We start from the raw sequence: 25,407 nt of genomic DNA on the forward strand, positions 1-25,407 counted from the left end.
GGGGGGGTATGGGCGTTCGGCGTTGGGACGGTGGCGTGGCCTTCGCGAGCAGAGGGCTCGCCGCCCGCCCCGCCCCCCCAGGTCGGGGGGTTGCGGGTGGGCTCTGGTGTGGTGTTCGCGGTTCGGCGTCAGACCTTGAGCAAGCGCTCGCGCAGTTTGCCGATTTCGTCGCGCATCTGCGCGGCGGCTTCGAATTCCAGGTCGCGGGCCAATTGGTACATCTTTTCTTCCAGTTGCTTGATGCGCTTGGTGATTTCGCTCGGCGAGCGCAGCTCGTTTTCGTAGCGCGCATTTTCCTCGGCGGCCTTGGCCATGCCCTTGCGCTTCTTGCTGCGCGAGCCAGGCACGGTGGCGCCTTCCATGATATCGGCGACGTCCTTGACCACGCCCTTGGGCACGATGCCGTTGGCTTCGTTGAAAGCGATCTGCTTCTCGCGACGACGCTCGGTCTCGCCGATGGCGCGCTCCATCGAGCCGGTCATGCGATCGGCATAGAGGATGGCCCGGCCATTGAGGTTTCGCGCGGCACGGCCGATGGTCTGGATCAGCGAGCGATCCGAACGCAGGAACCCCTCCTTGTCGGCATCCAGGATGGCCACCAGCGAAACCTCGGGCATGTCCAGGCCTTCGCGGAGCAGGTTGATGCCCACGATCACATCGAATGCGCCCAGACGCAGGTCGCGGATGATCTCCACTCGCTCCACGGTATCGATGTCCGAGTGCAGGTAGCGCACGCGTACGTCATGGTCGGCCAGGTAATCGGTAAGGTCCTCGGCCATGCGCTTGGTGAGTACGGTGACCAGAATGCGGTCGTCGTTGGCCACCCGCTTGCGAATCTCCGACAGCAAATCGTCGACCTGGGTCAATGCGGGCCGCACCTCGACCTGGGGATCGACCAGACCGGTCGGCCGTACCACCTGCTCGATGATTCGCCCGGCATGCTCGGCCTCGTAGTTGCCGGGGGTGGCCGAGACGAAAATGGTCTGGGGGCTCACCCCTTCCCATTCGTCGAAACGCATGGGTCGGTTGTCCAACGCCGAGGGCAGGCGGAAACCGTATTCGACCAGGGTTTCCTTGCGTGAGCGGTCGCCCTTGTACATGGCCCCCACCTGCGGAACGCTGACGTGGGACTCGTCGATCACCAGCAAGGCGTCAGGGGGCAGGTAGTCATAGAGGGTGGGCGGAGCTGCGCCAGCAGGACGTCCGGACAGGTAGCGGGAATAGTTTTCGATACCGTTGCAGTAGCCCAGCTCCAGGATCATTTCCAGATCGAAGCGCGTGCGTTGTTCCAGACGCTGGGCTTCGACGAGTTTGTTCTTGTCGCGGAAGTAGTCCAGGCGGTCCTTGAGTTCTTCCTTGATGCCTTCCACGGCGCCCAGCAGGGTTTCCCGTGGGGTGACGTAGTGGCTCTTGGGGTAGAAGGTGAACCGTGGCAACTTGCGCGTGACCTCGCCGGTCAGCGGATCGAACGCGGCGATGTTCTCGACTTCATCGTCGAACAGCTCGATACGGATGGCTTCCAGATCGGATTCGGCGGGGAACACGTCGATCACGTCACCACGGACGCGGAAGGTGGCACGGGCGAAGTCGATCTCGTTGCGGGTGTATTGCAGGTCGGCGAGCCGGCGCAGCAGTGCGCGCTGGTCGAGCTTGTCGCCGCGGTCGACGTGCAGAACCATTTTCAGATAGGTTTCGGGACTGCCCAGACCATAGATGCAGGACACAGTGGTGACGATGATGGCGTCCTTGCGTTCGAGTAAAGCCTTGGTCGCGGACAGGCGCATCTGTTCGATGTGGTCGTTGATCGAGGAGTCCTTCTCGATGAAGGTGTCCGACGATGGCACGTAGGCCTCGGGCTGGTAGTAGTCGTAGTAGGAGACGAAGTATTCGACCGCGTTATTGGGGAAGAACGCCTTGAACTCACCGTACAGCTGAGCGGCCAAGGTCTTGTTCGGCGCCAGCACCAGCGTCGGGCGCTGAACCTGCGCAATCACATTGGCGATGCTGAACGTCTTGCCCGACCCGGTTACCCCCAGCAAGGTCTGGTGCGCCAGGCCCGCTTCAATACCCTCCACCATCAGGCGAATGGCTTCCGGCTGGTCGCCGGCCGGCTCGAAACGGGTAACCAGTTGAAACTCGGACATGCCACACCTCATGAGTCGCTACAGCCGGACTTTTCCGACTGTATTTATAGACAGTACTTAACCCTAATTGGCACCTGTTGCGGCAAGTTTCAAGGGCATGGCCCAAGACCTTCGGCAAGCACGGGACCAATGGTCGAAAAATAATCGGCAAAAATCGGTAAAACCAGGTGCAACCTGTCGCCCCATGGGCCAAGCGTCTTTATACTGACTCCCCACTCGTGCACCGCTTCGTGCCGCATGGATGAAGCGTGCATCCTCTTCACTCCCGATCAGAGCTACGGTAAAAATGAGCCTGTTTTCCGCTGTCGAATTGGCACCCCGCGATCCTATCCTGGGCCTCAACGAAGCATTCAACGCCGACACCCGCACCGACAAGGTGAATCTGGGCGTTGGCGTGTACTGCAACGAAGAGGGGCGAATTCCCCTGCTGCGCGCGGTCATCGAAGCCGAAACCCAGCGCGTTGCACAGCACGCTGCACGTGGCTATCTGCCCATCGACGGTATCGCCGCCTACGACAAGGCTGTACAGACCCTGATCTTCGGCGCCCAGTCCCCGCTGCTGGCGGCAGGTCGCGTGGTGACCACGCAGGCCGTCGGCGGTACCGGCGCCCTGAAGATCGGTGCCGACTTCCTCAAGCAATTGTCGCCTGACGCCGTGGTCGCGATCAGTGACCCAAGCTGGGAAAACCATCGTGCCCTGTTCGAGACCGCCGGTTTCAGCGTGCAGAACTATCGCTACTATGATGCGACCAGCAACGACGTGAACCGTTCAGGCATGCTCGAAGACCTCGACGCCCTGCCCGCCGGTTCCATCGTCGTGCTGCATGCCTGCTGCCATAACCCGACCGGCGTCGACCTCAGCGCATCCGACTGGGTCAACGTGCTGGACGTGGTCAAGCGCAAGGGTCATGTGCCGTTCCTCGACATGGCCTACCAGGGTTTCGGCGAAGGCATCCATGAAGACGCCGCGGCCGTGCGCTTGTTCGCCGAGTCGGGTTTGAGCTTCTTCGTTTCCAGCTCGTTCTCCAAATCGTTCTCGCTGTATGGCGAGCGTGTCGGCGCATTGTCGATCGTCACCCAGTCGAGCGACGAGACCTCTCGCGTGTTGTCGCAGATCAAACGCGTCATTCGCACCAACTACTCCAACCCGCCGACCCATGGCGCAATGATCGTGGCCAACGTGTTGAACAGCCCGGAACTGCGCGCCATGTGGGAGGACGAGCTGGGCGAGATGCGCCAGCGCATTCGCGGCATGCGTCTGCAAATGGTCGAGAAGCTGGCGGCCCAGGGTGCGAACCGCGATTTCGGTTTCGTCGCCCGTCAGGCCGGCATGTTTTCCTATTCGGGGCTGAGCGCCGAGCAGGTCGCTCGCCTGCGCAACGAGTTCGGCATCTACGCACTGGACACCGGACGTATCTGCGTGGCCGCGCTGAACCAGCGCAACATCGATGGCGTGATCAAGGCCATCGTTCAGGTGCTGTAGCCTTTTTGCCTGAGGGAGGCTTGACTTCCCCTTAGCAATCAGTAACATACGCAGCAGATTCCGCGATAGCTCAGTTGGTAGAGCAAATGACTGTTAATCATTGGGTCCCTGGTTCGAGTCCAGGTCGTGGAGCCAAATAGTGAAAGAAAGCCCCTCATTGCAGGGGCTTTTTTTTGCCTGCACGATGGCCCTTGTGCAGCGCGTCCCGACGCCTTCGCCTTCGAACTTTCCCCCGCCCTCCTCGCTCATAACAACACACCCATCACCTGGCCACCTGCCATGGACCTAGTCGTCGCGCGTCCCGAAGGTTTGTATTGCACCGCCGGGGATTTCTATATCGACCCGTGGCGGCCCGTCGAGCGTTCGGTGATCACCCATGGTCACGGCGACCATGCGCGGACCGGCAATGAACATTATCTGGCGGCAGCGCCGGGCGAAGGCATCCTGCGCACCCGTCTTGGCCAGGACATCAATCTGCAGTTGCTCGAGTACGGGGAAGTCCTGCAGCACAATGGCGTGACGCTGAGCTTTCATCCGGCCGGACACGTGCTGGGCTCGGCCCAGGTTCGCCTGGAATACAAGGGTGAGGTGTGGGTCGCTTCCGGTGACTATAAAGTCGAGCCGGACGGTACGTGCGCGCCCTTCGAGCCGGTGCAATGTCACACCTTCATTACCGAATCGACGTTCGGCCTGCCGATCTATCGCTGGCAGCCGCAGGCGGAGATTTTCGAGGAAGTGAACCAGTGGTGGCGTGCCAACGCCGAGCAAGGCAAAGCCAGCGTTCTGTTCGCCTACGCGTTCGGCAAGGCTCAGCGCTTGCTGCACGGCATCGATGCCAGCATCGGGCCGATCCTGGCGCACGGTTCGGTGGAGCCGCTAAACAGGGTCTACCGTGATGCCGGCGTCTACATCCCGGAAACCCAGTACGCCGGCGACTTCAAGAAAACCGACCCGGCGTTGCGCAATGCTCTGATCATCGCGCCGCCTTCGGCTGGGGGCAGCACCTGGATGCGCCGTTTCGGCGACTACAGCGATGCTTTCGCCAGTGGCTGGATGCGTCTGCGCGGTACCCGTCGGCGTCGCGGCGTGGACCGTGGCTTCGTGCTGTCCGACCACGCCGACTGGCCAGGGCTGCTGTGGGCCATCGAGCAGACCGGGGCCGAGCGGGTCATGGTGACTCACGGCTCGGTGGAAGTGCTGGTGCGCTACCTGCGCGACATCGGCCTGGACGCCCAGGGCTTCATCACCGAATACGGTGACGAAGAGGAACCTCAGGAGGCCGCGTCTTGAAAGCGTTCGCACAGTTGTATGCCAATCTCGACGAAACCACTTCGACCAATGCCAAGCGTCAGTTTCTGGAAGACTACTTCCGTCAGGCAGAGCCGGCCGATGCCGCCTGGGCGGTATATTTCCTCTCCGGCGGCCGACCTCGGCAACTGGTGCCGACCAAGGTCTTGCGCGAGTTGGCCATCAAGCTGGCGAACGTGCCCGAATGGCTGTTCGAAGAAAGTTATCAGGCGGTAGGGGATCTGGCCGAGACGTTTTCGCTGCTGCTTCCCGAAGCAGAACAGACCAGTGACGAAGGCTTGGCCTGGTGGCTGGAGAATGCCCTGCTGACCTTGCGCGGGCTGCCACCTGAAGAATTGCACGAGCGCTTGCCACCGCTGTGGGCTCAGCTGGATCGCGCAAGCCTGATGCTGTGCCTGAAGCTGATCACCGGCAGCTTCCGCGTGGGCGTTTCGAAACTGCTGGTGACCCGAGCACTGGCGCAGATGGCCGGTCTGGACAGCAAACGCGTGGCCCAGCGCCTGGTGGGCTACACCGACCTTTCGCACCGTCCGGTTGCCGACAGCTACCTCAAGCTGATCGCCGAGGAATCCTCGGACGAGCATGCCCAGCGTGGCGGCCAGCCGTACCCGTTCTTTCTCGCTCATTCGCTGCAACAACCGGTCGATCAGTTCGACACCCTGCTGGGTCCCAGCAGTGACTGGCAGGTGGAGTGGAAATGGGACGGGATCCGCGCGCAGCTGGTCAAGCGGGAAGGACGCCTGTGGATCTGGTCGCGAGGCGAAGAGCTGGTGTCGGATCGCTTTCCGGAGCTGCATTCCCTCACCGCGAGCCTGCCCGACGGCACCGTGATCGACGGCGAGATCGTGGTCTGGAAGACTCCGCCACCGGCGGATGTGGCGCCCGAGGATTTCAGCCTGGACGATGCGTCAAGCACCTCGGCGGATGCACCGGCGGTGCAGCCGTTCGCTCTGCTGCAACAGCGCATCGGTCGCAAGACCTTGAGCAAGAAGATTCTCGAAGAGATTCCCGTGGTGGTGCTCGCCTATGACCTGCTCGAATGGCACGGGGAAGACTGGCGCAGCCGTCCGCAACACGAACGTCGCACACAGATGGAACAGGTCATTGCGCAGGCGGCCGATCCGGTACTGCGTCCTTCACCGGTATTGACCGGCGAAGACTGGCTGGATCTGGGCCGACAGCGTGAGGCGTCACGGGCACTGGGCGTCGAAGGCATGATGCTCAAGGCGCGCGATTCGCTCTATGGCGTAGGCCGGACCAAGGACATGGGCACCTGGTGGAAATGGAAGGTGGACCCCTTCAGCGTGGACGCGGTTTTGATCTATGCCCAAGCCGGCCATGGGCGCCGGGCGAGCCTCTACAGCGACTACACGTTTGCCGTGTGGGACGGTCCGCCGGAAGCGTCCGAGCGCACGCTGGTGCCGTTCGCCAAGGCCTATTCCGGATTGACCGACGAAGAGATGCGCAAGGTCGACGCGATCGTGCGCAAGACCACCGTGGAGAAATTCGGCCCGGTGCGTAGCGTGACGCCGACGCTGGTATTCGAACTGGGGTTCGAGGGCATCGCCCTGTCCAAGCGTCACAAGAGCGGCATCGCCGTACGTTTCCCGCGCATGTTGCGCTGGCGCCATGACAAACCGGTGGCCGAAGCCGACAGCCTGGCGACCCTGCAGGACCTCTTAGCCTGACTGACTGAATGCACCGCCACGGTGCATTTTTTTGCCATGGATTATTTCGGGGCATTACTGTACCAATGGCACGCGCTTCGAGCGAGCCGACGCGTGCGAGCCCGCAGAAAAGTTGCAGCGACGCGACACAACCTTACTCGAGCCGGTCTGCACTGGGACTATGGTGCGGAAATTGCTATCAGAATGATGTCTGGCACTCGCCGGTAACGCACATCGCCCTCACCCAACGCATTCAACTGGTTTTAAGGACTGCACGATGAAAAAAGCATTGCTGACCCTTTCTGCTCTGGCCCTGGCGTTCTCGGCCGGCAGCGCGATGGCCAAGGAATACAAGGAGTTGCGTTTCGGGGTCGATCCGTCCTACGCACCATTCGAATCCAAGGCAGCCGATGGCAGCCTGGTGGGCTTCGACATCGATCTGGGCAATGCCATCTGCAAGGAGCTGAAGGTCACCTGCAAATGGGTCGAAAGCGATTTCGACGGCATGATTCCAGGCCTCAAGGCGAAGAAGTTCGACGGCGTGATTTCCTCGATGACCGTGACCCCGGCCCGTGAGAAAGTCATCGACTTCTCCAACGAACTGTTCTCCGGCCCGACCTCGCTGGTGTTCAAGAAAGGTGCAGGCCTGAGCACCGACCTGGCCTCGCTCAAGGGCAAGACCGTAGGCTACGAACAGGGCACCATCCAGGAAGCCTACGCCAAGGCCGTGCTGGACAAGGCAGGCATCAAGACCCAGGCCTACCAGAACCAGGACCAGGTCTACGCCGACTTGATCTCGGGTCGTCTGGACGCTTCGATCCAGGACATGCTGCAGGCCGAACTGGGCTTCCTGAAATCGCCGCAGGGCGCCGGCTATGAAGTCAGCGAGCCGATCGACAGCGAGCTGTTGCCGTCCAAGACCGCCGTGGGTATCGCCAAAGGTAACAAGGAACTCAAGGCGTTGATCGATAAAGGTATCAAAGCGTTACACGATGATGGCACCTACACCGAAATCCAGAAGAAACACTTCGGTGAGCTGAACCTGTACAGCGGCAAGTAAAATCCCGCTGTGACAGCGCCCATTCCCGCTCGGGGATGGGCGTTTTTTTGACCGGCACAGGCCAGATTCATGTTCGACGACCTTTTGCAGTACCTCGGGTTGTCCGCGTTCAGTTTGAAGGGCTTTGGCCCGCTGCTGCTCGAAGGCACCTGGATGACCATCAAGCTGTCCCTGCTGTCGCTGCTGGTCAGCGTGGTGCTGGGGCTGATCGGCGCCAGCGCCAAGCTGTCCGGTACGGCAGTGCTGCGCGTACCTGCCCAGCTCTACACCACTCTGATCCGCGGCGTGCCCGACCTGGTGCTGATGCTGCTGATTTTCTACAGCCTGCAGACCTGGTTGACCGGCCTGACCGAAGCCCTTGAATGGGAGTACATCGAGATCGATCCTTTCGCCGCCGGAGTCATTACCTTGGGCTTCATCTACGGCGCCTATTTCACCGAAACCTTCCGAGGCGCCATGCTCGCCGTGCCACGCGGCCAGCTTGAAGCGGCCACGGCCTACGGCCTCAAGCGCTCGCAGCGTTTCCGCTACGTGGTCTTCCCGCAAATGATGCGTTACGCCCTGCCCGGCATCGGCAACAACTGGATGGTCATGCTCAAGGCCACGGCGCTGGTCTCGATCATCGGCCTGGCCGATCTGGTCAAGGCCGCCCAGGATGCGGGCAAAAGCACCTATCAACTGTTCTATTTTCTGGTGCTGGCCGCGCTCATCTATCTGCTGATCACCAGCGCGTCCAACATCGCCCTGCGCTGGCTTGAACGACGCTACAGCGCGGGCACCCGGGAGGCGCTGCGATGATCGAACTTCTTCAAGAATACTGGCGGCCATTCCTCTATTCCGATGGCCAGAACATCACCGGCCTGGCCATGACCCTGTGGCTGCTCAGTGCCGCGCTGGTGATCGGCTTCGTGGTTTCGGTGCCGCTGTCGATCGCCCGCGTCTCGAGCCGGCGCTGGGTGCGCTGGCCGGTGCAGTTCTACACCTACCTGTTCCGCGGAACGCCGCTCTATATCCAGCTGCTGATCTGCTACACCGGCATCTACAGCCTGGAAGCCGTGCGGGGGCAGCCCCTGCTCAACGACTTCTTCCGCGACGCGATGAACTGCACGATCCTGGCCTTCGCCCTGAACACCTGCGCCTACACCACGGAGATCTTCGCCGGGGCGATCCGCAGCATGAACCACGGCGAGGTCGAGGCGGCCAAGGCCTATGGCCTGAGCGGCTGGAAGCTGTATGCCTACGTGATCATGCCGTCGGCCCTGCGCCGTTCGCTGCCCTACTACAGCAACGAAGTGATCCTCATGCTGCACTCGACCACGGTGGCGTTCACTGCCACCATCCCGGACATCCTCAAGGTCGCACGGGATGCCAACTCGGCGACCTTCCTGACCTTCCAATCCTTCGGCATCGCCGCGCTGATCTACCTGACCATCACCTTTGCCCTGGTCGGACTGTTTCGCCTGGCCGAACGCCGCTGGCTGGCCTTTCTCGGCCCGACGCACTAGGACCTGAACATGCAACACGACATTCATGAATTGCTGGCTCGCCTGCCCGGCACCGCGCGCCAGATCCACAGCTTCAGCTACGGCCCGACGGGTGCCGGAAAAGTCTATATCCAGGCCTCGCTACACGCCGACGAGTTGCCGGGGATGCTGGTCGCCTGGCACCTGCGCCAGCGTCTGGCCGAACTGGAGGACGCAGGACTGCTGCGCCAGCAGGTGGTCATCGTACCGATCGCCAACCCCGCCGGGCTCGATCAGATCGTCATGGACACGCCACTGGGCCGCTACGAGCTGGAAACCGGCGAGAATTTCAATCGCCGTTTCGTCGACCTGGCCGATCAGGTTGGCTGCGCCGTCGAGCCGCTGCTGGGTGATGATGAGGCACGCAATACGGCGTTGATCCGCACGCACCTGAGCCAGGCGCTGAACCAGTTGCAGCCGACCACAGCCCTGCAATCACAGCGCCTGACTCTGCAGCGCTTGGCATGCGATGCCGACATGGTGCTGGACCTGCACTGCGATTTCGAGGCCGTGCAGCATTTGTACACCACACCCGAAGCCTGGCCGCTGGTAGAGCCATTGGCACGCTACCTGGGCGCTCAGGCCAGCCTGCTGGCCACTGACTCGGGCGGGCAGTCGTTCGACGAATGCTTCAGTCTGTTCTGGTGGCAACTTCAGCAGCGCTTTGCCGAGCGTTTCCCGATCGCCATGGGCAGCTTTTCGGTGACCGTCGAGTTGCGCGGCCAGGGTGACGTCAACCACCCCATGGCCAGCGGCGACTGTCAGGCCATTCTCGACTACCTGGCCAGCACCGGGGTCATCGACCGCACGCCAGCACCGCTGCCAGCACTGCTCGCCGCCGCTACGCCGCTGGCCGGCGTGGAACCGGTGACCGCGCCGGTGGGTGGACTGTTGGTGTTCACCGCGGTGCCCGGCCAGTACCTGGAAGCCGGGCAGTTGATCGCCGAGATCATCGATCCGCTGAGCAACATGGTCACCCCTGTGCGCAACCGCCAGCCGGGGCTGATGTACGCCCGCTCGCTGCGTCGCATGGCCACTGCGGGCATGCTGGTCGCCCATGTCGCCGGCACCCAGGCCTGCCGCAGCGGCTATCTACTTCAACCTTGAGGACCTGTTGCGCATGTACAAACTGACCATCGATGGCCTGCACAAAAGCTATGGCGACAACAAGGTGCTCAAGGGTGTTTCGCTCAAGGCCAGCACGGGTGACGTGATCAGCCTGATCGGCGCCAGTGGCTCGGGCAAGAGCACCTTCCTGCGCTGCATCAACTTCCTCGAACAGCCTGACGACGGTGCCATGAGCCTGGATGGCAAGGCCATTCGCATGACCACCGACAGTGGCGGCATGCGCGTCGCCGATGCCGAAGAACTGCAGCGCTTGCGCACGCGTCTGGCCATGGTGTTCCAGCACTTCAACCTGTGGAGCCACATGACCGTGCTCGACAACATCACCATGGCCCCGCGCCGGGTGTTGGGCGTCGACAAGGACGAAGCGCGGGAACGGGCGTTGCGCTACCTGGACAAGGTCGGCCTGCCGGAGCGCGTGGCCAGCCAGTATCCGGCCTTCCTGTCCGGTGGCCAGCAGCAGCGCGTCGCCATTGCCCGCGCCCTGGCCATGGAGCCGGAGGTCATGCTGTTCGACGAGCCGACCTCGGCACTGGACCCGGAGCTGGTGGGCGAAGTGTTGAAGGTGATCAAAGGTCTTGCCGAGGAAGGACGCACCATGATCATGGTCACCCATGAAATGAGCTTCGCCCGTGAAGTCTCCAGCCAGGTGCTGTTTCTGCATCAGGGCCTGGTCGAGGAAGAAGGCTCGCCTGCACAGGTACTGGGCAGCCCGAAAAGCGAACGCTTGCGGCAGTTTCTCAGTGGCAATCTCAAATAACCCTCAGGCACCACACCCCTGTGGGAGCGGGTTCTACCCGCAAATGCCTACCCAGCAAATGGATCCCTTATAACCGATCGATCTAAAACTCTCGCTACTTGCCTCGGTCAGTTTCATACCTGGCCGAACTTCCATCGGCCGTTCCCCAACGGAAAAACCGGTAAGGACTTATGTGCGGATTAGCTGGTGAGTTGCGCTTCGATTTTCAACCTGCGGACCTTGCGGCCGTGGAACGCATCACCCACGACCTGGCCCCACGCGGCCCGGATGCCTGGGGCTTTCAGGCGCAGGGGCCGATTGCCCTGGGCCATCGTCGGCTGAAGATCATGGATTTGTCGGACGGCTCCGCGCAGCCGATGACCGATGCCCATCTCGGCTTGAGCCTGGCCTTCAACGGCGCCATCTACAACTTCCCCGAACTGCGCGCCGAACTGGAAGCGCTGGGCTATGCCTTTCATTCCGGTGGCGACACCGAAGTATTGCTCAAGGGTTACCACGCCTGGGGTGAAAAGCTGCTGCCCAAGCTCAATGGCATGTTCGCCTTTGCCATTTGGGAGCGTGACACCCAGCGCCTGTTCATCGCCCGTGACCGTCTGGGCGTGAAGCCTTTGTACCTGTCGCGCACCGACAAGCGCTTGCGTTTTGCTTCGGCCCTGCCGGCGTTGCTCAAGGGTGGCGACATCAGCCCGATCCTCGACCCGGTGGCGCTGAACCACTATCTGAATTTTCACGCCGTCGTGCCTGCGCCGCGCACATTGATCGCGGGTATCGAAAAGCTGCCGCCAGCGACCTGGATGCGCATCGATGCCAACGGCAAGACCGAACAGCAGACCTGGTGGACCCTGCCCTACGGGCCTCATGCCGATGAAGCCAATCTGACTCTGGAAGATTGGCGCGACCGCGTGCTGGAGAGTACCCGTGAAGCGGTTGCCATTCGCCAGCGGGCCGCCGTGGACGTCGGCGTGCTGCTCTCGGGCGGTGTCGATTCGAGCATGTTGGTGGGCCTGCTGCGTGAAGTGGGCGTGAAGGATCTGTCGACCTTCTCCATCGGTTTCCAGGACGCCGGTGGCGAGCGCGGCGACGAGTTCCAGTATTCGGACCTGATCGCCAAGCACTACGGTACCCAGCACCACCAACTGCGCATCGAAGAACGCGAAATCATCGAGCAACTGCCCGCCGCGTTCCGCGCGATGAGCGAACCGATGGTGAGCCACGACTGCATCGCCTTCTACCTGTTGTCACGCGAAGTCGCCAAGCATTGCAAGGTGGTGCAGAGCGGCCAAGGCGCCGACGAGCTGTTCGCCGGCTACCACTGGTATCCGCAAGTGGACGGCGCCAGCGATCCGTACCAGGCCTACCGCGATGCTTTCTTCGACCGCAGCTACGATGACTACGCTGCAACCGTCGCGCCCAAGTGGCTGACGGCGAACGATGCAGCCGGCGATTTCGTGCGCGAACATTTCGCCATGCCCGGTGCCGATGCGGCGGTGGACAAGGCGTTGCGTTTGGACAGCACGGTGATGCTGGTCGACGACCCGGTCAAGCGGGTCGACAACATGACCATGGCCTGGGGCCTGGAAGCGCGTACGCCGTTCCTGGATTACCGTCTGGTCGAGCTGTCGGCGCGCATCCCCGGCAAGTTCAAACTGCCTGACGGCGGCAAGCAAGTGCTCAAGGAAGCGGCGCGGCTGGTGATTCCCAGTGAGGTCATCGACCGCAAGAAAGGGTATTTCCCCGTGCCCGGTCTGAAGCATCTGGAAGGCGATACGCTGAACTGGGTCAGGGACCTGCTGCTGGACCCCAGCCAGGACCGTGGCTTGTTCAACCCGAACATGCTCGACCACCTGCTGACCGACCCGCAAGGTCAGCTCACGCCACTGCGCGGCTCCAAGCTGTGGCAGTTGGCGGCGTTGAATCTGTGGCTCAGCGAACAAGGACTCTGATCGATGAAAGCTCACGCCACGGCCTTCAATCAGCGCCTGATGCGCGGCCAGTCGCCGTCGTACGAGCGGCTGCAGGCGCGCTTCGCCGAAGACGGCAACAGCGACGATCTGCAACAGCGCCCGCTACACTGCGGCTGGGGACGGCTGCTCGTCGGTCATACTTATCCAGACCCCGAAGCACTGGCTGCCGAACTGCTCAACGAGCAGCAGGGCGAGCGCGACATTGCTCTGTACGTGGCCGCGCCCCAGCAGGTGTTGGCCCAAGCGCCGCAGCAGCTGTTTCTCGATCCGTCCGACACCCTGCGTCTGTGGTTCAGTGATTATCGGCCGGCACAGCGCGTCTTCCGTGGGTTCCGTATTCGCCGGGCGCAAACCGAAAGCGACTGGCAGGCCATCAACCAGCTGTACCTCAAGCGCAAGATGCTGCCCATCGATCAAAGCCTGCTGACACCCCGCCACCAGGGCGGCCCGGTGTACTGGCTGGCCGAAGATGAAGATACCGGCCATGTGATCGGCAGCGTCATGGGGCTCAACCACGCCAAGGCCTTTCGCGACCCGGAAAAAGGCAGCAGCCTGTGGTGCCTGGCGGTCGATCCGCGTTGCACGCGTCCGGGCGTGGGCGAAGTGCTGGTTCGGCATCTGGTCGAGCACTTCATGAGCCGCGGTCTGGCCTACCTGGACCTGTCGGTCATGCATGACAACCGTCTGGCCAAGAATCTCTACGCCAAGCTGGGCTTTCGCAACCTGCCCACCTTCGCCATCAAGCGCAAGAACGGCATCAACCAGAAGTTGTTCCTGGGGCCCGGCCCGCAGGCCGATCTGAACCCCTATGCGCGGATCATCGTCGACGAAGCGTTCCGTCGTGGCATCGACGTGCAGGTGGACGATGCCGAAGCCGGCCTTTTCACCCTGATCCATGGGGGTCGGCGGATCCGCTGCCGCGAGTCGTTATGCGACCTGACCAGCTCGGTGAGCATGACCCTGTGCCAGGACAAGAGCCTGACCCACAAGGTGCTGCGGGCTGCTGACCTGAGCCTGCCGTCGCAGCAGCTCGCGGGCAGCGCCGACGACAACCAGGATTTTCTCGACGAACATGGTCGCGTGGTGGTCAAGCCGCTGGACGGTGAACAGGGCAACGGCGTGGCCGTTGACCTGAGTACGCTGGAGGAGGTGCAGGAGGCCATCGAGCACGCGCGCCAGTTCGACAGCCGAGTGCTGCTCGAAAGTTTCCATGAGGGCGTCGACCTGCGCATCGTGGTCATCGGCTACGAAGTGGTCGCAGCGGCCATCCGCCGTCCCGCGCAGATCATCGGTGACGGGCATACCAACATTGGCACCCTGATCGAGGTGCAGAGTCGCCGTCGCCAGGCCGCCACCGGGGGCGAAAGCCGCATCCCGATGGACCAGGAAACCCTGCGTACCGTACAGGCTGCCGGTTTCGACATGGACAGCGTCCTGCCCAGCGGCCAGGAGTTGACGGTACGCAAGGCCGCCAACCTTCACACCGGTGGGCACCTGGAAGACGTGACGCAGATTCTCCATCCGGTGCTGGTCGACGCAGCGGTGCGCGCAGCCCGCGCACTGGACATCCCGGTGGTGGGTCTGGACCTGCTGGTGCCGGCCGCCGACCAGCCGGAGTACGTGTTCATCGAAGCCAACGAGCGGGTAGGACTGGCCAACCACGAACCGCAACCCACGGCAGAGCGCTTCGTCGATCTGCTGTTTCCCCATAGCCGCCCGATGTAGCGGCCGTGCATGGTGCCTGCCGGGTCAACCGTGCAGGCACCTCGCCCCTGTTTTACCGGGCCCGTGACACCCTCGCCGTCACCTCTATCCACCTCAGGAGTTTCCATGACTTCCAAAATTCCCGAACCGGATATCCAGTATCTGCAGAAAGTGCTGTTGGAAATGCTCGCCATTCCCAGCCCTACCGGGTTCACCGATCCCATCGTGCGCTATGTGGCCGAGCGTCTCGAAGAACTGGGCATTCCGTTCGAAATGACCCGCCGCGGCACCATTCGCGCCACGCTCAAAGGCAAGCAGAATTCGCCGGACCGCGCCGTGTCCGCCCACCTGGACACCATCGGCGCCAGCGTGCGTGCCGTGCAGGACAACGGGCGCCTCTCGCTGGCCCCGGTGGGCTGCTGGTCGAGCCGTTTCGCCGAGGGCAGCCGGGTCAGTGTATTCACCGACAACGGAGTGATCCGCGGCAGCGTGCTGCCACTGATGGCCTCCGGGCATGCCTTCAATACCGCCATCGACCAGATGCCGGTGAGCTGGGATCACGTCGAACTGCGTCTGGATGCCTATTGCGCGACCCGCGCCGATTGCGAGTCGCTGGGCGTCAATATCGGTGACTACGTGGCGTTCGATCCATTGCCCGAGTTCACTGACAGCGGCCACATTAGCGCTCGCCACCTGGATGACAAGGCCGGCGTAGCGGCGCTGCTGGCATCGCTCAAGGCGATCGTCGAAAGCGACTACGAGCCCTTGATCGACTGTCACCCGCTGTTCACCATCACCGAGGAAACCGGCTCCGGCGCGGCGGCTGCGTTGCCTTGGGACGTCAGCGAGTTCGTCGGCATCGACATCGCGCCGGTCGCCCCCGGACAGCAGTCGAGCGAGCATGCCGTCAGCGTGGCGATGATGGACTCCGGTGGTCCCTACGACTATCACCTGTCTCGGCACCTGTTGCGCCTGGCCGATGACAACGAATTGCCGGTACGCCGCGATCTGTTTCGCTACTACTTCAGCGACGCCCATTCCGCCGTCACCGCTGGCCATGACATTCGTACGGCACTGTTGGCGTTTGGCTGCGATGCCACCCACGGCTATGAACGTACACACATCGACAGCCTGAGTGCGCTCAGCCGGATTCTCACGGCCTACATGCTCAGCCCGCCGGTGTTCGCCAGCGATGCCAAGCCCAACAGCGGCTCGCTCGAGCGCTTCAGCCATCAACTGGAGCACGATGCGCAGATGGAGTCGGACACTCGCGTGCCCGCGGTTGAAGACGTACTGGGGCAGAAGACCAGTAGCTGAGAAGCCTGATGCGCTCGTCAATGCCCGCGCCACCCTGCCCTTGCCGTCAGGCTTCGGACACCGGGGTGCGCGGCACTGTTACACTGCGCGCCTACCCTGCGAGCACCTGACATGCTGATTCCCTACGACCATCTCGAAGCCGACACCCTGACCCGCCTGATCGAAGACTTCGTGACTCGGGACGGGACCGACAACGGCGACGAAACGCCGCTGCAGACCCGCGTCGAACGCGTGCGTCATGCGCTGGGCAAGAAACAGGCGTTCATCGTGTTCGACCCGGAAAGCCAGCAATGCACGCTCATGCTCAAGCACGACATAGCGCCCGAGCTGTTCGACTGAGACTTACACTACAGGCACCTGCTTGGCGTGTTTGCCGTGTTTCTCCTGGATTCGTCGATAGACCTCGGCACGGTGCACCTCCACGTCCTTGGGTGCCTGAATGCCGAAGCGCACGGTGTTGCCGCGCACGTCCAATACCTTGATCCAAACGTCATCTCCGATGGAGATGAGTTCGCCCACATGTCGCGTCAATACCAGCATGGCTTTGTTCCCTCAAATGAATGCTTGTTGAGGGTGGACCCTGTTTTCGCGCACCACAAGGCAATCAGGGCAATACAGTTTAAGCCTACGAAAGTTAGTAAATTCCCTGTCAGATATTTCGTACTTACTCGCACTTACAAGGGACATGGAGTAGAAAGTTGTACCCTTCCATACACTTTCAATCATCTTGTATGGATATTTACACACTTTCAAACCTTGGGCAGGCTTAAGCCTGTTGCAATCTCGGCCCCCAGAGGATAAGGCTCGCACCCAAGACACAAAGCAGAGCGCCCATCCAGTCGAACATCTGCGGGCGCACCCTTTCGACCACTGCCAACCACCCCAGCGACGCAACGATGTAGAGGCCGCCGTAGGCCGCATAGGCACGTCCGGCATAGGCTGCTTCGACCCGGGTAAGCACCAGCGCGAAACAGGTCAGGCTCAACAGCCCGGCCACCGCCCACCACGCGCTTTTATCCAGCCGCAGCCAGAGGTAAAAGGCGTAGCAGCCGGCGATCTCGAAAAGCGCGGCCAGTAGAAACCAGCAATAGTTGAGCATCTGAGGCATCCAGCTAAATATCAGAGCGCCAGCATACGACAGCGCATCCATCGCAGAAACATTTTTTAATCTTTGGGACTTTTTATGACGCGCCACAGTCCGACCTATTAAGCAGTCGAGCGCTGCGTGGCTTTACTGACGAATCTTCTCACTGTCCACATAAGGAAATCGCCATGGGCACCATACTGATCATCGTTCTGATTCTGCTGTTGATTGGCGGATTGCCAGTATTCCCGCACTCCAGAAGTTGGGGCTACGGTCCGTCGGGTATCATCGGTACCGTACTGATCATCCTGCTGATTCTGGTATTGCTCGGCAAGATATAGCCTTGCAGGTGTGCAGGCCTTCTGGGGCAGCGCGCCAGGAATGAAAAATCCGATGCCCTTGCGGGCATCGGATTTTTTTTGCGTTGCAATGGGTGCGGGTATTAGTGCGAGACTGCGCCGCTGGAACCCAGACCGGTCTGCGAACGTACGAACTGCGGGTAGAACAGTGCGCGCTCTTCGTCGGCGGCTGCCGACTTGTCGGTGATCGAGAAGAACCAGATACCCACGAAGGCGATCGCCATCGAGAACAACGCTGGGTACTCGTACGGGTAGATCGGCTTGTCGTGGTGCAGGATCTGCACCCAGATGGTCGGGCCGAGGATCATCAGCGTCACCGCGCTGATCAAGCCCATCCAACCACCGATCATGGCGCCACGGGTGGTCAGCTTCTTCCAGTACATGGAGAGCAGCAGCACCGGGAAGTTGCAGCTGGCCGCGATCGAGAACGCCAGGCCCACCATGAAGGCGATGTTCTGGCTTTCGAACGCGATACCCAGGCCGATCGCCAGGACACCGAGGCAGACAGTGGTGATCTTGGAGACGCGGATCTCGTCCTTGTCGTTGGTCTTGCCCTTCTTGATGACGCTGGCATACAGGTCGTGGGACACCGCCGAAGCACCGGCCAGGGTCAGGCCGGCAACGACCGCCAGAATGGTGGCGAACGCTACGGCCGAAATGAAGCCCAGGAAGATGCTGCCACCCACGGCATCGGCCAGGTGGACCGCAGCCATGTTGTTACCGCCGAGCAAGGCGCCAGCGGCATCCTTGAACGCCGGATTGGTGCTGACCAGCAGGATCGCGCCGAAACCGATGATGAAGGTGAGGATGTAGAAGTAGCCGATGAAACCGGTCGCGTACAGCACCGACTTGCGGGCTTCCTTGGCATCGGACACGGTGAAGAAGCGCATCAGGATGTGCGGCAGGCCGGCAGTACCGAACATCAACGCCAGGCCCAGCGAGAACGCCGAGATCGGATCCTTCACCAGCCCGCCGGGGCTCATGATGGCCTCACCCTTGGCGTGTACCCTGACCGCTTCGGAGAACAGCATGTTGAAGTCGAAGTTGACGTGCTTCATCACCATCAGGGCCATGAAGGACGCGCCGGACAACAGCAGTACCGCCTTGATGATCTGCACCCAGGTGGTCGCCAGCATGCCGCCGAACAGTACGTACAGGCACATCAGGATGCCCACCAGAACTACCGCCACGGCATAGTCGAGGCCGAACAGCAGCTGGATCAGCTTGCCGGCACCGACCATCTGCGCGATCAGGTAGAACGCCACCACCACCAGCGAACCACAGGCTGACAGGGTGCGGATTTCCTTCTGCTTCAAACGATAGGACGCGACGTCGGCAAAGGTGTACTTGCCCAGATTGCGCAAGCGCTCGGCGATCAGGAACAGGATGATCGGCCAGCCCACCAGGAAGCCGATGGAGTAGATCAGGCCATCGTAGCCGGAGGTGAACACCAGCGCGGAAATGCCCAGGAAGGATGCCGCCGACATGTAGTCGCCAGCGATCGCCAGGCCGTTCTGGAAACCGGTGATCTTGCCGCCTGCCGCGTAGTAGTCCGCCGCCGACTTGTTGCGCTTGGAGGCCCAGTAGGTGATGCACAGCGTGGCACCCACGAACAGCACGAACATGACGATCGCCGAGACGTTGAGGGGCTGCTTCTGCACCGCGCCGGTCAGCGCCTCGGCAGCCATCACGCTTGGGGCCAGGGCGAGTGCGCCCATTGTTGCCAATAGACGCCGCCTCATTGCTTGGCCTCCTGCAGGATCAGACGATTCAGGTCGTCGAACTCGCCGTTGGCGCGCTTGACGTAGATGGCGGTCAACACGAAGGCGGAAAGGATGAGACCGACACCGATGGGGATGCCCCAGGTGATCGACGATCCCGGACTGAGCTTGGCGCCCAGAATGTGGGGGCCATAGGCGATCAACAGGATGAAGGCCGAATACAGTCCGAGCATGATCGCCGAAAGTATCCAGGCAAACTTCTCCCTCTTTCTCACCAGCTCCTTGAAACGCGGGCTGTTTTGAATCGAGAGGTAAATGCTGTCGTTCATTGTTTTTGTCCTCGCAGCATAGATGGATAGAACGTATTCCACTTTAGGCTGCTCTGGGGCGCACTCCAGACGACCTTAGTAGTAGATCGGGGCTCGCAGACGCAAAAAGGTCGCCCTGGGGCGACCTTTCATGGTTCAACGTAGCAGCGGTCAGTGGCCGCGAAGGCTGCACCGGGGTTGACCCGATATAACGCAGTGCCTGATTCGCGGCCGATGACCGCTCCTACAGGGAGGGGTTACTTGGCGGTCCACTCGGCCACACGGTCCGGGTGCTTGGCGACCCAGTCCTTGGCGGCAGCGTCAGGCTTGGCGCCGTCCTGGATGGCCAGCATCACTTCGCCGATCTCGTCCTTGGACGACCACTGGAATTTCTTCAGGAAGGCTGCGACCTCTGGCGCCTTCTTGTCCAGACCCTTGCTGCCAATGCTGTTGACCGTTTCCGCCGCGCCGTAAACGCCCTTCGGATCTTCCAGGAAGCGCAGTTTCCACTTGGCGAACATCCAGTGCGGAACCCAGCCGGTCACGGCAATGGACTGCTGGGCGTTTTCGGCGCGCGTCAGTTCCGCAATCATGCCTGCACCCGAGCTGGCCTGCAGCTTGTAGCCGGACAGACCGTAATCCTTGATCGCCTGTTCGGTCTTGAGCATGACGCCGGCGCCGGCGTCGATACCGACGATGCGGTTCTTGAAGGTGTCGTCGGTCTTGAGGTCTTCGATGCTCTTGGCCTTGACGTATTCGGGCACGATCAGGCCGATCTTGGCATCCTTGAAGTTGGGGCCGTAGTCGACCACCTTGTCCTGGTTCTTGCTCCAGTATTCGCCGTGGGTTACCGGTAGCCAGGCCGACAGCATCGCATCGAGTTTGCCGGTGGCCACGCCCTGCCACATGATGCCGGTGGCAACCGCCTGCAGCTTCACGTCGTAACCCAGCTTCTGCTTGATGACTTCGGCGGCGACATGGGTGGTGGCGACGCTGTCCGACCAACCATCGACGTAGCCGATGGTGACTTCCTTGGCGGCAGCACTGGCCCAGCTGCAGCCCATGGCCAGAACCAGAGCAGCACTGGCTCCGAGAACTTTCTTCATGCTCATTCTGCTTCCCCGATAAGGCTGCGCGCGACGAATGCCGCACGGCAAATGTTGGCGTACTGATCATCGACTTCACGCGCCGATGATCATGCTCCACCTACGACCTTGAACCGTCGAGAAACGACATGGCCGGGCCTTGCGGTCCGTCCGGGGGAACTCAGCTGCGCATGCCACGGCCGCTGACCAGCAGCTTCACGCAGGCGAAGTACAGCACCACCGTGGCCACCAGCATGAACGCCACCGCTACGCCGATGCTGATATCCGAAACGCCGAGGATACCGTAACGGAAAGCGTTGACCATGTGCAGCACCGGGTTGGCCAGCGACACCGTCTGCCAGAACGGCGGCAGCAGGCTGATGGAATAGAACACCCCGCCCAGGTAGGTCAACGGCGTGAGCACGAAGGTCGGCACGATGGAGATGTCATCGAAGTTGCGCGCGAACACCGCATTGATGAAGCCGAGCATGGAGAAAATCGTGGCCGTCAGCAGCACCACCAGCACGGTGATACCCAAGTGATGCACCTGCAGATCGGTGAAGAACAGCGACAGCACGGTGACGATGATCCCCACCATCAGGCCGCGCAGCACACCGCCCGCCACATAGCCCACCAGAATGGTGTGCGGCGACAGCGGTGACACCATTAGCTCCTCGATGGAGCGCTGGAACTTGGCGCCGAAGAAGCTGGAAACCACGTTGCCGTAGGAGTTGGTGATCACCGACATCATGATCAGCCCCGGCACGATGTACTCCATGTAGCTGAAGCCACCCATGCCACCGATCTGCTTGCCGATCAGGTTGCCGAAGATGACGAAGTACAGCACCATCGTGATGGCCGGGGGCAGCAGCGTCTGCGGCCAGATCCGCGTGAAGCGGCGCACTTCGCGGTAGATGATGGTCTGCAGGGCGACCATGTTGGCCTGAAATTCGGAACTCATACCGCAACCTTCCTCAGATTCTTCTCCACCAGGGACACGAACAGCTCCTCCAGGCGATTGGTCTTGTTGCGCAGGCTCAGCACCGGAATGTTCAGCAATGCCAACTGGCCGAACAGCGAGGTGATGCCAATCTCCTTGTCGACCTGCACTTCCAGGGTCTGCGGATTGACCAGCGTGCAGGGATAGCCCTGCAACTGCGGTGCGGCCTTGAGCGGCTGCCCCAGATCGAGCAGGAAGGTCTCCACGTGCAGAGTGCCAAGCAGATCGCGCATGCTGGTGTTCTGGACGATGGTGCCGTGGTCGATGATGCCGATGTTGCGGCACAGCTGTTCGGCTTCTTCCAGGTAATGGGTGGTAAGGATGATGGTGATACCTTTCTCATTGAGCTCGGTGAGAAAGCTCCACATTGAGCGGCGCAGTTCGATGTCCACGCCTGCGGTAGGCTCGTCGAGAATTAGCAGGCGCGGCTCGTGGATCAGCGCCCGCGCGATCATCAGGCGGCGCTTCATGCCACCGGACAACGATCGCGACGGCGTATCGCGCTTGTCCCATAGCCCCAGTTGGGTCAGGTACTGCTCGGCGCGCTCCTTGGCGACCTTGGCTGGAATGCCGTAGTAGCCCGCCTGGGTCACGACGATGTCGAAGGTCTTTTCGAACTGGTTGAAGTTGAACTCCTGGGGCACCACGCCGATGCTGCGCTTGAGCGCGGCCGGCTGGCGGTCCAGGTCGTTGCCGAAGATGTTGACCGTACCGCTGGTCTTGTTGACCAGTGTGGAAAGGATGCCGATGGTGGTCGATTTACCTGCGCCATTGGGGCCCAGCAGTGCGAAGAAGTCGCCTTCCGCTACGTCGAGATCGATGCCACTGAGGGCCTGAAACCCGTTTCCGTAGGTTTTGGTCAACTGTCGAATGGACAGAGCAGAACTCATAAGGGGTCTATACGCCGTGTTGAGAATGGTGATGAAGTGAGGGCGACTGCGATGATTTGCAACCAGATGTGTGGGAACGGACGCCATGATGGGCGCCGTCTCCGCTGTCGTAAAGTGACCGTTGTCGATAGTGGACATCAGTCTCACGCGTGCCGCGTCTGGGTATCCACATAGGGCCACAACCGCTGGCGAACGTTCCGGGCAACTGCCCACCGCCATGGGCTGTGCGAACTCCCCTACCCCGCAACGGTCACTATCCAGGCAAGACCTGGATCTGTCCCACACCGAAGCTACGTGCCTGGCCACCGTTATTTCCGTGTGCCGTCGTTCTCTCGACGGCGTCCGCAGGTGGTTCGTCCCACCTGGCTTTCACGGAGAAAACACTATGCTGTTGTTGTGGATCGTCGCCCTTGTGGTCGGCATCGCCTGGCTGGCTCACCGCCGCATTCCCGCGTTGCCTGCCATGGGCATCGTCGCCGTCTTCCTGCTGGTCATGGGCGCGGCCAGTCGCGCGCCAGGCTGGCTGCTGACGGTGTTCTGGCTGCTGCTGATTGCCAGCGCCCTGCCCCTCCTGCTGCCAGAGGCGCGCCGCAAGTGGTTCACCGCGCCGTTGTTCCGCTGGTTCAAAAAGACCCTGCCGCCGATGTCCGACACCGAGCGCGACGCCATCGACGCTGGCACGGTCTGGTGGGACGGCGAATTGTTCAGTGGTCGGCCTGACTGGAACACGTTGCTGGCCTACCCCAAGGTCCAGCTGAGTGCAGAAGAACAGGCTTTCATCGACGGCCCGACCGAGCAGCTCTGCGCCATGGTCAGCGACTGGCAGATCGGCCAGGACATGGACCTTCCGCCAGCGGCCTGGACGCATATCAAAGAACACGGCTTTTTCGCCCTGATCATTCCCAAGGAATATGGCGGTAAAGGCTTTTCCGCCTATGCCCATTCCCAGGTGGCGATGAAACTGGCCACCCGCAGCGGCGACCTGGCCTCCACGGTCATGGTGCCGAATTCCCTGGGCCCTGCCGAACTGCTGCTGCACTACGGCACGGACGAGCAACGCAACCACTACCTGCCGCGCCTGGCCCGTGGCGACGACATCCCCTGCTTCGCCCTGACCGGGCCCCTGGCCGGTTCGGATGCGGGGGCAATGCCCGACGTCGGCGTCATCTGCAAAGGCCAGTGGCAAGGCGAAGAAGTCATCGGCATCCGCCTGACTTGGGAAAAGCGCTACATCACCCTTGGCCCCATCGCCACATTGCTCGGCTTGGCCTTCAAGGCCCACGACCCGGAGCACCTGCTGGGTGACAAGGAAAACCTGGGCATCAGCCTGGCGCTGATTCCGACCGATACGCCCGGCGTCGAGATCGGTCGTCGCCATTTGCCGCTTGGCGCCGCGTTCATGAACGGGCCGAACTCGGGCAAGGACGTGTTCATCCCCCTCGACTACCTGATTGGCGGTCAGCCCATGCTGGGCAAGGGCTGGATGATGCTCATGAACTGCCTGTCGGTGGGCCGTTCGATCTCGTTGCCAGCGGTCGGTACCGGGGCGGCCAAGTACACCAGCCTGGTGACCGGTCAGTACGCCCAGGTGCGCGAGCAGTTCAACGTGCCGCTGGCGGCGTTCGAAGGCATTCAGGAATCTCTGGCGCGCATCGGCGGCAACGCCTGGCTGATGGACAGCGCGCGGATGTTGACAGCCAACGCCGTGGACCTGGGAGAAAAGCCCTCGGTGCTGTCGGCCATTCTCAAGTACCACCTGACCGAGCGCGGACGCGACTGCATCACCCACGCCATGGACGTCCACGGTGGCAAAGGCATCATCATGGGGCCCAACAACTACCTGGGTCGCAACTGGCAGGGCGCACCGATCTTCATCACCGTGGAAGGGGCAAACATTCTCTCGCGCAACCTGATGATCTTCGGTCAGGGCGCCATCCGCTGCCATCCGTTCGTGCTCAAGGAAATGGCCCTGGCCGCACGTGAAGACCAGGACCAGGCGCTGCTGGAGTTCGATGCCCTGCTGCTCAAGCACATCGGGTTTGCGGTGAGCAACGCGGCCAGCACCTTCATTCTCAACCTGGGGTTCGGGCATTTCGAACAGGCGCCGGGTGACCGCCTGGCCCAAGGGTATTTCCGGGCTCTGAACCGGCAGGCTGCCGCCTTTGCCCTGTTGGCGGACTTGAGCATGATGCTGCTTGGTGGCGAGCTCAAGCGCCGTGAGCGCCTCTCGGCGCGCCTGGGCGATGTGCTCAGCTACCTGTACCTGAGTTCGGCGGCACTCAAGCGTTATCACGACCAGAACTCGCCCGAATACCTGGAGCCACTGCTGCGCTGGGCCATGGAAGAAAGCCTGGGCAAGGCCGAACATGCACTGGACGCCATTCTCAAGAACTTCCCCAGCAAGCTGCTCGGCTGCCTGTTGCGCGGCGTGGTATTCCCCTTTGGTCGCCGTCACACTGGCCCATCCGACAAGCTGGAAGCCGAAGTGGCGGCGATCACCGGTCGCCACAAGGGCGACCCGGCACTGGAAGAGCTGCTGGCCGGCTGTTACCGCCCACAAGGCGCAGACGATCCGGTCGGCGCCCTGCAGGTCGCCTTCGACCTGCTGCGTGACAGCCAGCCATTGCACAAGAAGCTGCAACAGGCCCACAAGGCGCGCCAGTTCAGCGCCACGCCTGGGCAATCGCTGATCGATGCGGCGCTCGAGGCTGGCGTCCTGCAACCGGCTGAGGCGAAAACGCTGCAACAGGCCGAAGCGGCGCGGCGCAAGGTGATCGACGTCGACGACTTCAGCAAGGATGAACTGCTGCCCACTGCCGGCAAGGTCCGCTGAGGATCTGCAATAAGACAGCGGGCGCGTGGAGCTTTATACTCCCGCGCCCGTTTCGCTCTAGAGGACCCCACC

22 protein-coding genes and 1 tRNA gene are annotated in these 25,407 nt (G+C 61.8%); 15 read left to right on the top strand and 8 right to left on the bottom strand.

Going from position 1 to position 25,407, the window contains the following annotated elements:
* Window positions 1-128: 128 nt before the first annotated feature.
* On the bottom strand, window positions 129-2,144 hold the full coding sequence (uvrB, locus tag AC788_RS15425) for an excinuclease ABC subunit UvrB (protein ID WP_049861466.1): 2,016 nt from the start codon (window positions 2,142-2,144) through the stop codon (window positions 129-131).
* Between the two features lie 286 nt (window positions 2,145-2,430).
* Here uvrB and AC788_RS15430 point away from each other — a divergent pair, with 286 nt between their 5' ends.
* The 13 genes from AC788_RS15430 to AC788_RS15490 all read left to right on the top strand — a co-directional run bounded on the left by AC788_RS15430 (window position 2,431) and on the right by AC788_RS15490 (window position 16,394).
* The gene (locus AC788_RS15430) at window positions 2,431-3,627 is read left to right on the top strand and encodes an amino acid aminotransferase (protein ID WP_049861467.1); all 1,197 of its coding nucleotides are present in this window, start codon (window positions 2,431-2,433) and stop codon (window positions 3,625-3,627) included.
* A 59-nt stretch (window positions 3,628-3,686) separates the two neighbouring features.
* Window positions 3,687-3,762 (top strand) — tRNA-Asn (locus AC788_RS15435).
* A 144-nt stretch (window positions 3,763-3,906) separates the two neighbouring features.
* On the top strand, window positions 3,907-4,917 hold the full coding sequence (locus AC788_RS15440) for a ligase-associated DNA damage response exonuclease (RefSeq protein ID WP_049861468.1): 1,011 nt from the start codon (window positions 3,907-3,909) through the stop codon (window positions 4,915-4,917).
* Window positions 4,914-6,623: an ATP-dependent DNA ligase gene (locus AC788_RS15445; RefSeq protein WP_049861469.1), complete on the top strand. Its 1,710-nt coding sequence runs from the start codon at window positions 4,914-4,916 to the stop codon at window positions 6,621-6,623. The genes AC788_RS15440 and AC788_RS15445 overlap by 4 nt, the downstream gene beginning before the upstream one ends.
* A 256-nt stretch (window positions 6,624-6,879) precedes the next feature.
* Entirely contained in the window at window positions 6,880-7,662 is a 783-nt protein-coding gene (locus AC788_RS15450) for a transporter substrate-binding domain-containing protein (protein WP_049861470.1), read from the top strand.
* A 69-nt stretch (window positions 7,663-7,731) separates the two neighbouring features.
* Window positions 7,732-8,460 (top strand): ABC transporter permease, encoded by a 729-nt coding sequence (locus AC788_RS15455; RefSeq protein WP_049861471.1) that lies wholly within the window; start codon window positions 7,732-7,734, stop codon window positions 8,458-8,460.
* Entirely contained in the window at window positions 8,457-9,167 is a 711-nt protein-coding gene (locus AC788_RS15460) for an ABC transporter permease (protein WP_049861472.1), read from the top strand. Before AC788_RS15455 ends, AC788_RS15460 begins: the two co-directional genes overlap by 4 nt.
* A 9-nt stretch (window positions 9,168-9,176) precedes the next feature.
* Complete coding sequence (locus AC788_RS15465) at window positions 9,177-10,292, top strand: succinylglutamate desuccinylase/aspartoacylase family protein (RefSeq protein ID WP_049861473.1); 1,116 nt, start codon at window positions 9,177-9,179, stop codon at window positions 10,290-10,292.
* A gap of 13 nt (window positions 10,293-10,305) precedes the next feature.
* The gene (locus tag AC788_RS15470) at window positions 10,306-11,070 is read left to right on the top strand and encodes an ABC transporter ATP-binding protein (protein ID WP_049861474.1); all 765 of its coding nucleotides are present in this window, start codon (window positions 10,306-10,308) and stop codon (window positions 11,068-11,070) included.
* 170 nt (window positions 11,071-11,240) lie between these two features.
* The gene (locus AC788_RS15475; protein WP_049861475.1) at window positions 11,241-13,013 is read left to right on the top strand and encodes an N-acetylglutaminylglutamine amidotransferase; all 1,773 of its coding nucleotides are present in this window, start codon (window positions 11,241-11,243) and stop codon (window positions 13,011-13,013) included.
* Window positions 13,014-13,016: 3 nt separating this feature from the next.
* Window positions 13,017-14,759, top strand: coding sequence for an N-acetylglutaminylglutamine synthetase (ngg, locus tag AC788_RS15480; protein WP_049861476.1), 1,743 nt, complete (start codon window positions 13,017-13,019; stop codon window positions 14,757-14,759).
* A 105-nt stretch (window positions 14,760-14,864) separates the two neighbouring features.
* Window positions 14,865-16,055 (top strand): osmoprotectant NAGGN system M42 family peptidase, encoded by a 1,191-nt coding sequence (locus AC788_RS15485; RefSeq protein ID WP_049861477.1) that lies wholly within the window; start codon window positions 14,865-14,867, stop codon window positions 16,053-16,055.
* A 111-nt stretch (window positions 16,056-16,166) separates the two neighbouring features.
* Complete coding sequence (locus AC788_RS15490) at window positions 16,167-16,394, top strand: YheU family protein (protein WP_043187253.1); 228 nt, start codon at window positions 16,167-16,169, stop codon at window positions 16,392-16,394.
* A gap of 3 nt (window positions 16,395-16,397) precedes the next feature.
* Here AC788_RS15490 and csrA read toward each other — a convergent pair whose 3' ends face one another.
* Complete coding sequence (gene csrA, locus AC788_RS15495; RefSeq protein WP_049861478.1) at window positions 16,398-16,595, bottom strand: carbon storage regulator CsrA; 198 nt, start codon at window positions 16,593-16,595, stop codon at window positions 16,398-16,400.
* A 226-nt stretch (window positions 16,596-16,821) separates the two neighbouring features.
* Entirely contained in the window at window positions 16,822-17,154 is a 333-nt protein-coding gene (locus tag AC788_RS15500; RefSeq protein WP_049861557.1) for a YnfA family protein, read from the bottom strand.
* 167 nt (window positions 17,155-17,321) lie between these two features.
* Here AC788_RS15500 and AC788_RS21430 point away from each other — a divergent pair, with 167 nt between their 5' ends.
* Window positions 17,322-17,480: a DUF3309 family protein gene (locus AC788_RS21430; RefSeq protein ID WP_090356827.1), complete on the top strand. Its 159-nt coding sequence runs from the start codon at window positions 17,322-17,324 to the stop codon at window positions 17,478-17,480.
* 101 nt (window positions 17,481-17,581) lie between these two features.
* Here the strand turns inward: AC788_RS21430 and AC788_RS15505 are convergent, their stop codons facing one another.
* From AC788_RS15505 to AC788_RS15525, 5 genes are all read right to left on the bottom strand, one after another.
* A complete protein-coding gene (locus AC788_RS15505; protein WP_049861479.1) occupies window positions 17,582-19,240 on the bottom strand; it encodes a cation acetate symporter in 1,659 nt (552 codons plus the stop codon).
* Window positions 19,237-19,548 carry a DUF485 domain-containing protein gene (locus AC788_RS15510; protein ID WP_049861480.1) on the bottom strand — a complete coding sequence of 104 codons (312 nt, stop codon included), beginning with the start codon at window positions 19,546-19,548 and terminating at the stop codon, window positions 19,237-19,239. The genes AC788_RS15505 and AC788_RS15510 overlap by 4 nt, the downstream gene beginning before the upstream one ends.
* Before the next feature lie 236 nt (window positions 19,549-19,784).
* Complete coding sequence (locus tag AC788_RS15515; RefSeq protein ID WP_049861481.1) at window positions 19,785-20,639, bottom strand: glycine betaine ABC transporter substrate-binding protein; 855 nt, start codon at window positions 20,637-20,639, stop codon at window positions 19,785-19,787.
* 154 nt (window positions 20,640-20,793) lie between these two features.
* A complete protein-coding gene (locus AC788_RS15520; RefSeq protein ID WP_049861482.1) occupies window positions 20,794-21,573 on the bottom strand; it encodes an ABC transporter permease in 780 nt (259 codons plus the stop codon).
* Window positions 21,570-22,502 (bottom strand): ABC transporter ATP-binding protein, encoded by a 933-nt coding sequence (locus AC788_RS15525; RefSeq protein ID WP_049861483.1) that lies wholly within the window; start codon window positions 22,500-22,502, stop codon window positions 21,570-21,572. Before AC788_RS15525 ends, AC788_RS15520 begins: the two co-directional genes overlap by 4 nt.
* A 385-nt stretch (window positions 22,503-22,887) precedes the next feature.
* Between AC788_RS15525 and AC788_RS15530 the strand changes: the two genes are divergently transcribed.
* Window positions 22,888-25,335 carry an acyl-CoA dehydrogenase gene (locus tag AC788_RS15530; protein WP_049861484.1) on the top strand — a complete coding sequence of 816 codons (2,448 nt, stop codon included), beginning with the start codon at window positions 22,888-22,890 and terminating at the stop codon, window positions 25,333-25,335.
* Window positions 25,336-25,407 lie beyond the last annotated feature (72 nt).

The sequence above is a fragment of the Pseudomonas sp. RIT-PI-a genome, assembly GCF_001187875.1.
Classification (GTDB): domain Bacteria; phylum Pseudomonadota; class Gammaproteobacteria; order Pseudomonadales; family Pseudomonadaceae; genus Aquipseudomonas; species Aquipseudomonas coleopterorum.

What these genes read in the sequence shown, in the direction of transcription:
- uvrB (WP_049861466.1), bottom strand. Translation starts at nt 2,144, where the DNA reads ATGTCCGAGTTTCAACTGGTTACCCGTTTCGAGCCGGCCGGCGACCAG.
- AC788_RS15430 (WP_049861467.1), top strand. Translation starts at nt 2,431, where the DNA reads ATGAGCCTGTTTTCCGCTGTCGAATTGGCACCCCGCGATCCTATCCTG.
- AC788_RS15440 (WP_049861468.1), top strand. Translation starts at nt 3,907, where the DNA reads ATGGACCTAGTCGTCGCGCGTCCCGAAGGTTTGTATTGCACCGCCGGG.
- AC788_RS15450 (WP_049861470.1), top strand. Translation starts at nt 6,880, where the DNA reads ATGAAAAAAGCATTGCTGACCCTTTCTGCTCTGGCCCTGGCGTTCTCG.
- AC788_RS15455 (WP_049861471.1), top strand. Translation starts at nt 7,732, where the DNA reads ATGTTCGACGACCTTTTGCAGTACCTCGGGTTGTCCGCGTTCAGTTTG.
- AC788_RS15460 (WP_049861472.1), top strand. Translation starts at nt 8,457, where the DNA reads ATGATCGAACTTCTTCAAGAATACTGGCGGCCATTCCTCTATTCCGAT.
- AC788_RS15465 (WP_049861473.1), top strand. Translation starts at nt 9,177, where the DNA reads ATGCAACACGACATTCATGAATTGCTGGCTCGCCTGCCCGGCACCGCG.
- AC788_RS15470 (WP_049861474.1), top strand. Translation starts at nt 10,306, where the DNA reads ATGTACAAACTGACCATCGATGGCCTGCACAAAAGCTATGGCGACAAC.
- AC788_RS15475 (WP_049861475.1), top strand. Translation starts at nt 11,241, where the DNA reads ATGTGCGGATTAGCTGGTGAGTTGCGCTTCGATTTTCAACCTGCGGAC.
- ngg (WP_049861476.1), top strand. Translation starts at nt 13,017, where the DNA reads ATGAAAGCTCACGCCACGGCCTTCAATCAGCGCCTGATGCGCGGCCAG.
- AC788_RS15485 (WP_049861477.1), top strand. Translation starts at nt 14,865, where the DNA reads ATGACTTCCAAAATTCCCGAACCGGATATCCAGTATCTGCAGAAAGTG.
- AC788_RS15490 (WP_043187253.1), top strand. Translation starts at nt 16,167, where the DNA reads ATGCTGATTCCCTACGACCATCTCGAAGCCGACACCCTGACCCGCCTG.
- csrA (WP_049861478.1), bottom strand. Translation starts at nt 16,595, where the DNA reads ATGCTGGTATTGACGCGACATGTGGGCGAACTCATCTCCATCGGAGAT.
- AC788_RS15500 (WP_049861557.1), bottom strand. Translation starts at nt 17,154, where the DNA reads ATGCTCAACTATTGCTGGTTTCTACTGGCCGCGCTTTTCGAGATCGCC.
- AC788_RS15505 (WP_049861479.1), bottom strand. Translation starts at nt 19,240, where the DNA reads ATGAGGCGGCGTCTATTGGCAACAATGGGCGCACTCGCCCTGGCCCCA.
- AC788_RS15510 (WP_049861480.1), bottom strand. Translation starts at nt 19,548, where the DNA reads ATGAACGACAGCATTTACCTCTCGATTCAAAACAGCCCGCGTTTCAAG.
- AC788_RS15515 (WP_049861481.1), bottom strand. Translation starts at nt 20,639, where the DNA reads ATGAGCATGAAGAAAGTTCTCGGAGCCAGTGCTGCTCTGGTTCTGGCC.
- AC788_RS15520 (WP_049861482.1), bottom strand. Translation starts at nt 21,573, where the DNA reads ATGAGTTCCGAATTTCAGGCCAACATGGTCGCCCTGCAGACCATCATC.
- AC788_RS15525 (WP_049861483.1), bottom strand. Translation starts at nt 22,502, where the DNA reads ATGAGTTCTGCTCTGTCCATTCGACAGTTGACCAAAACCTACGGAAAC.
- AC788_RS15530 (WP_049861484.1), top strand. Translation starts at nt 22,888, where the DNA reads ATGCTGTTGTTGTGGATCGTCGCCCTTGTGGTCGGCATCGCCTGGCTG.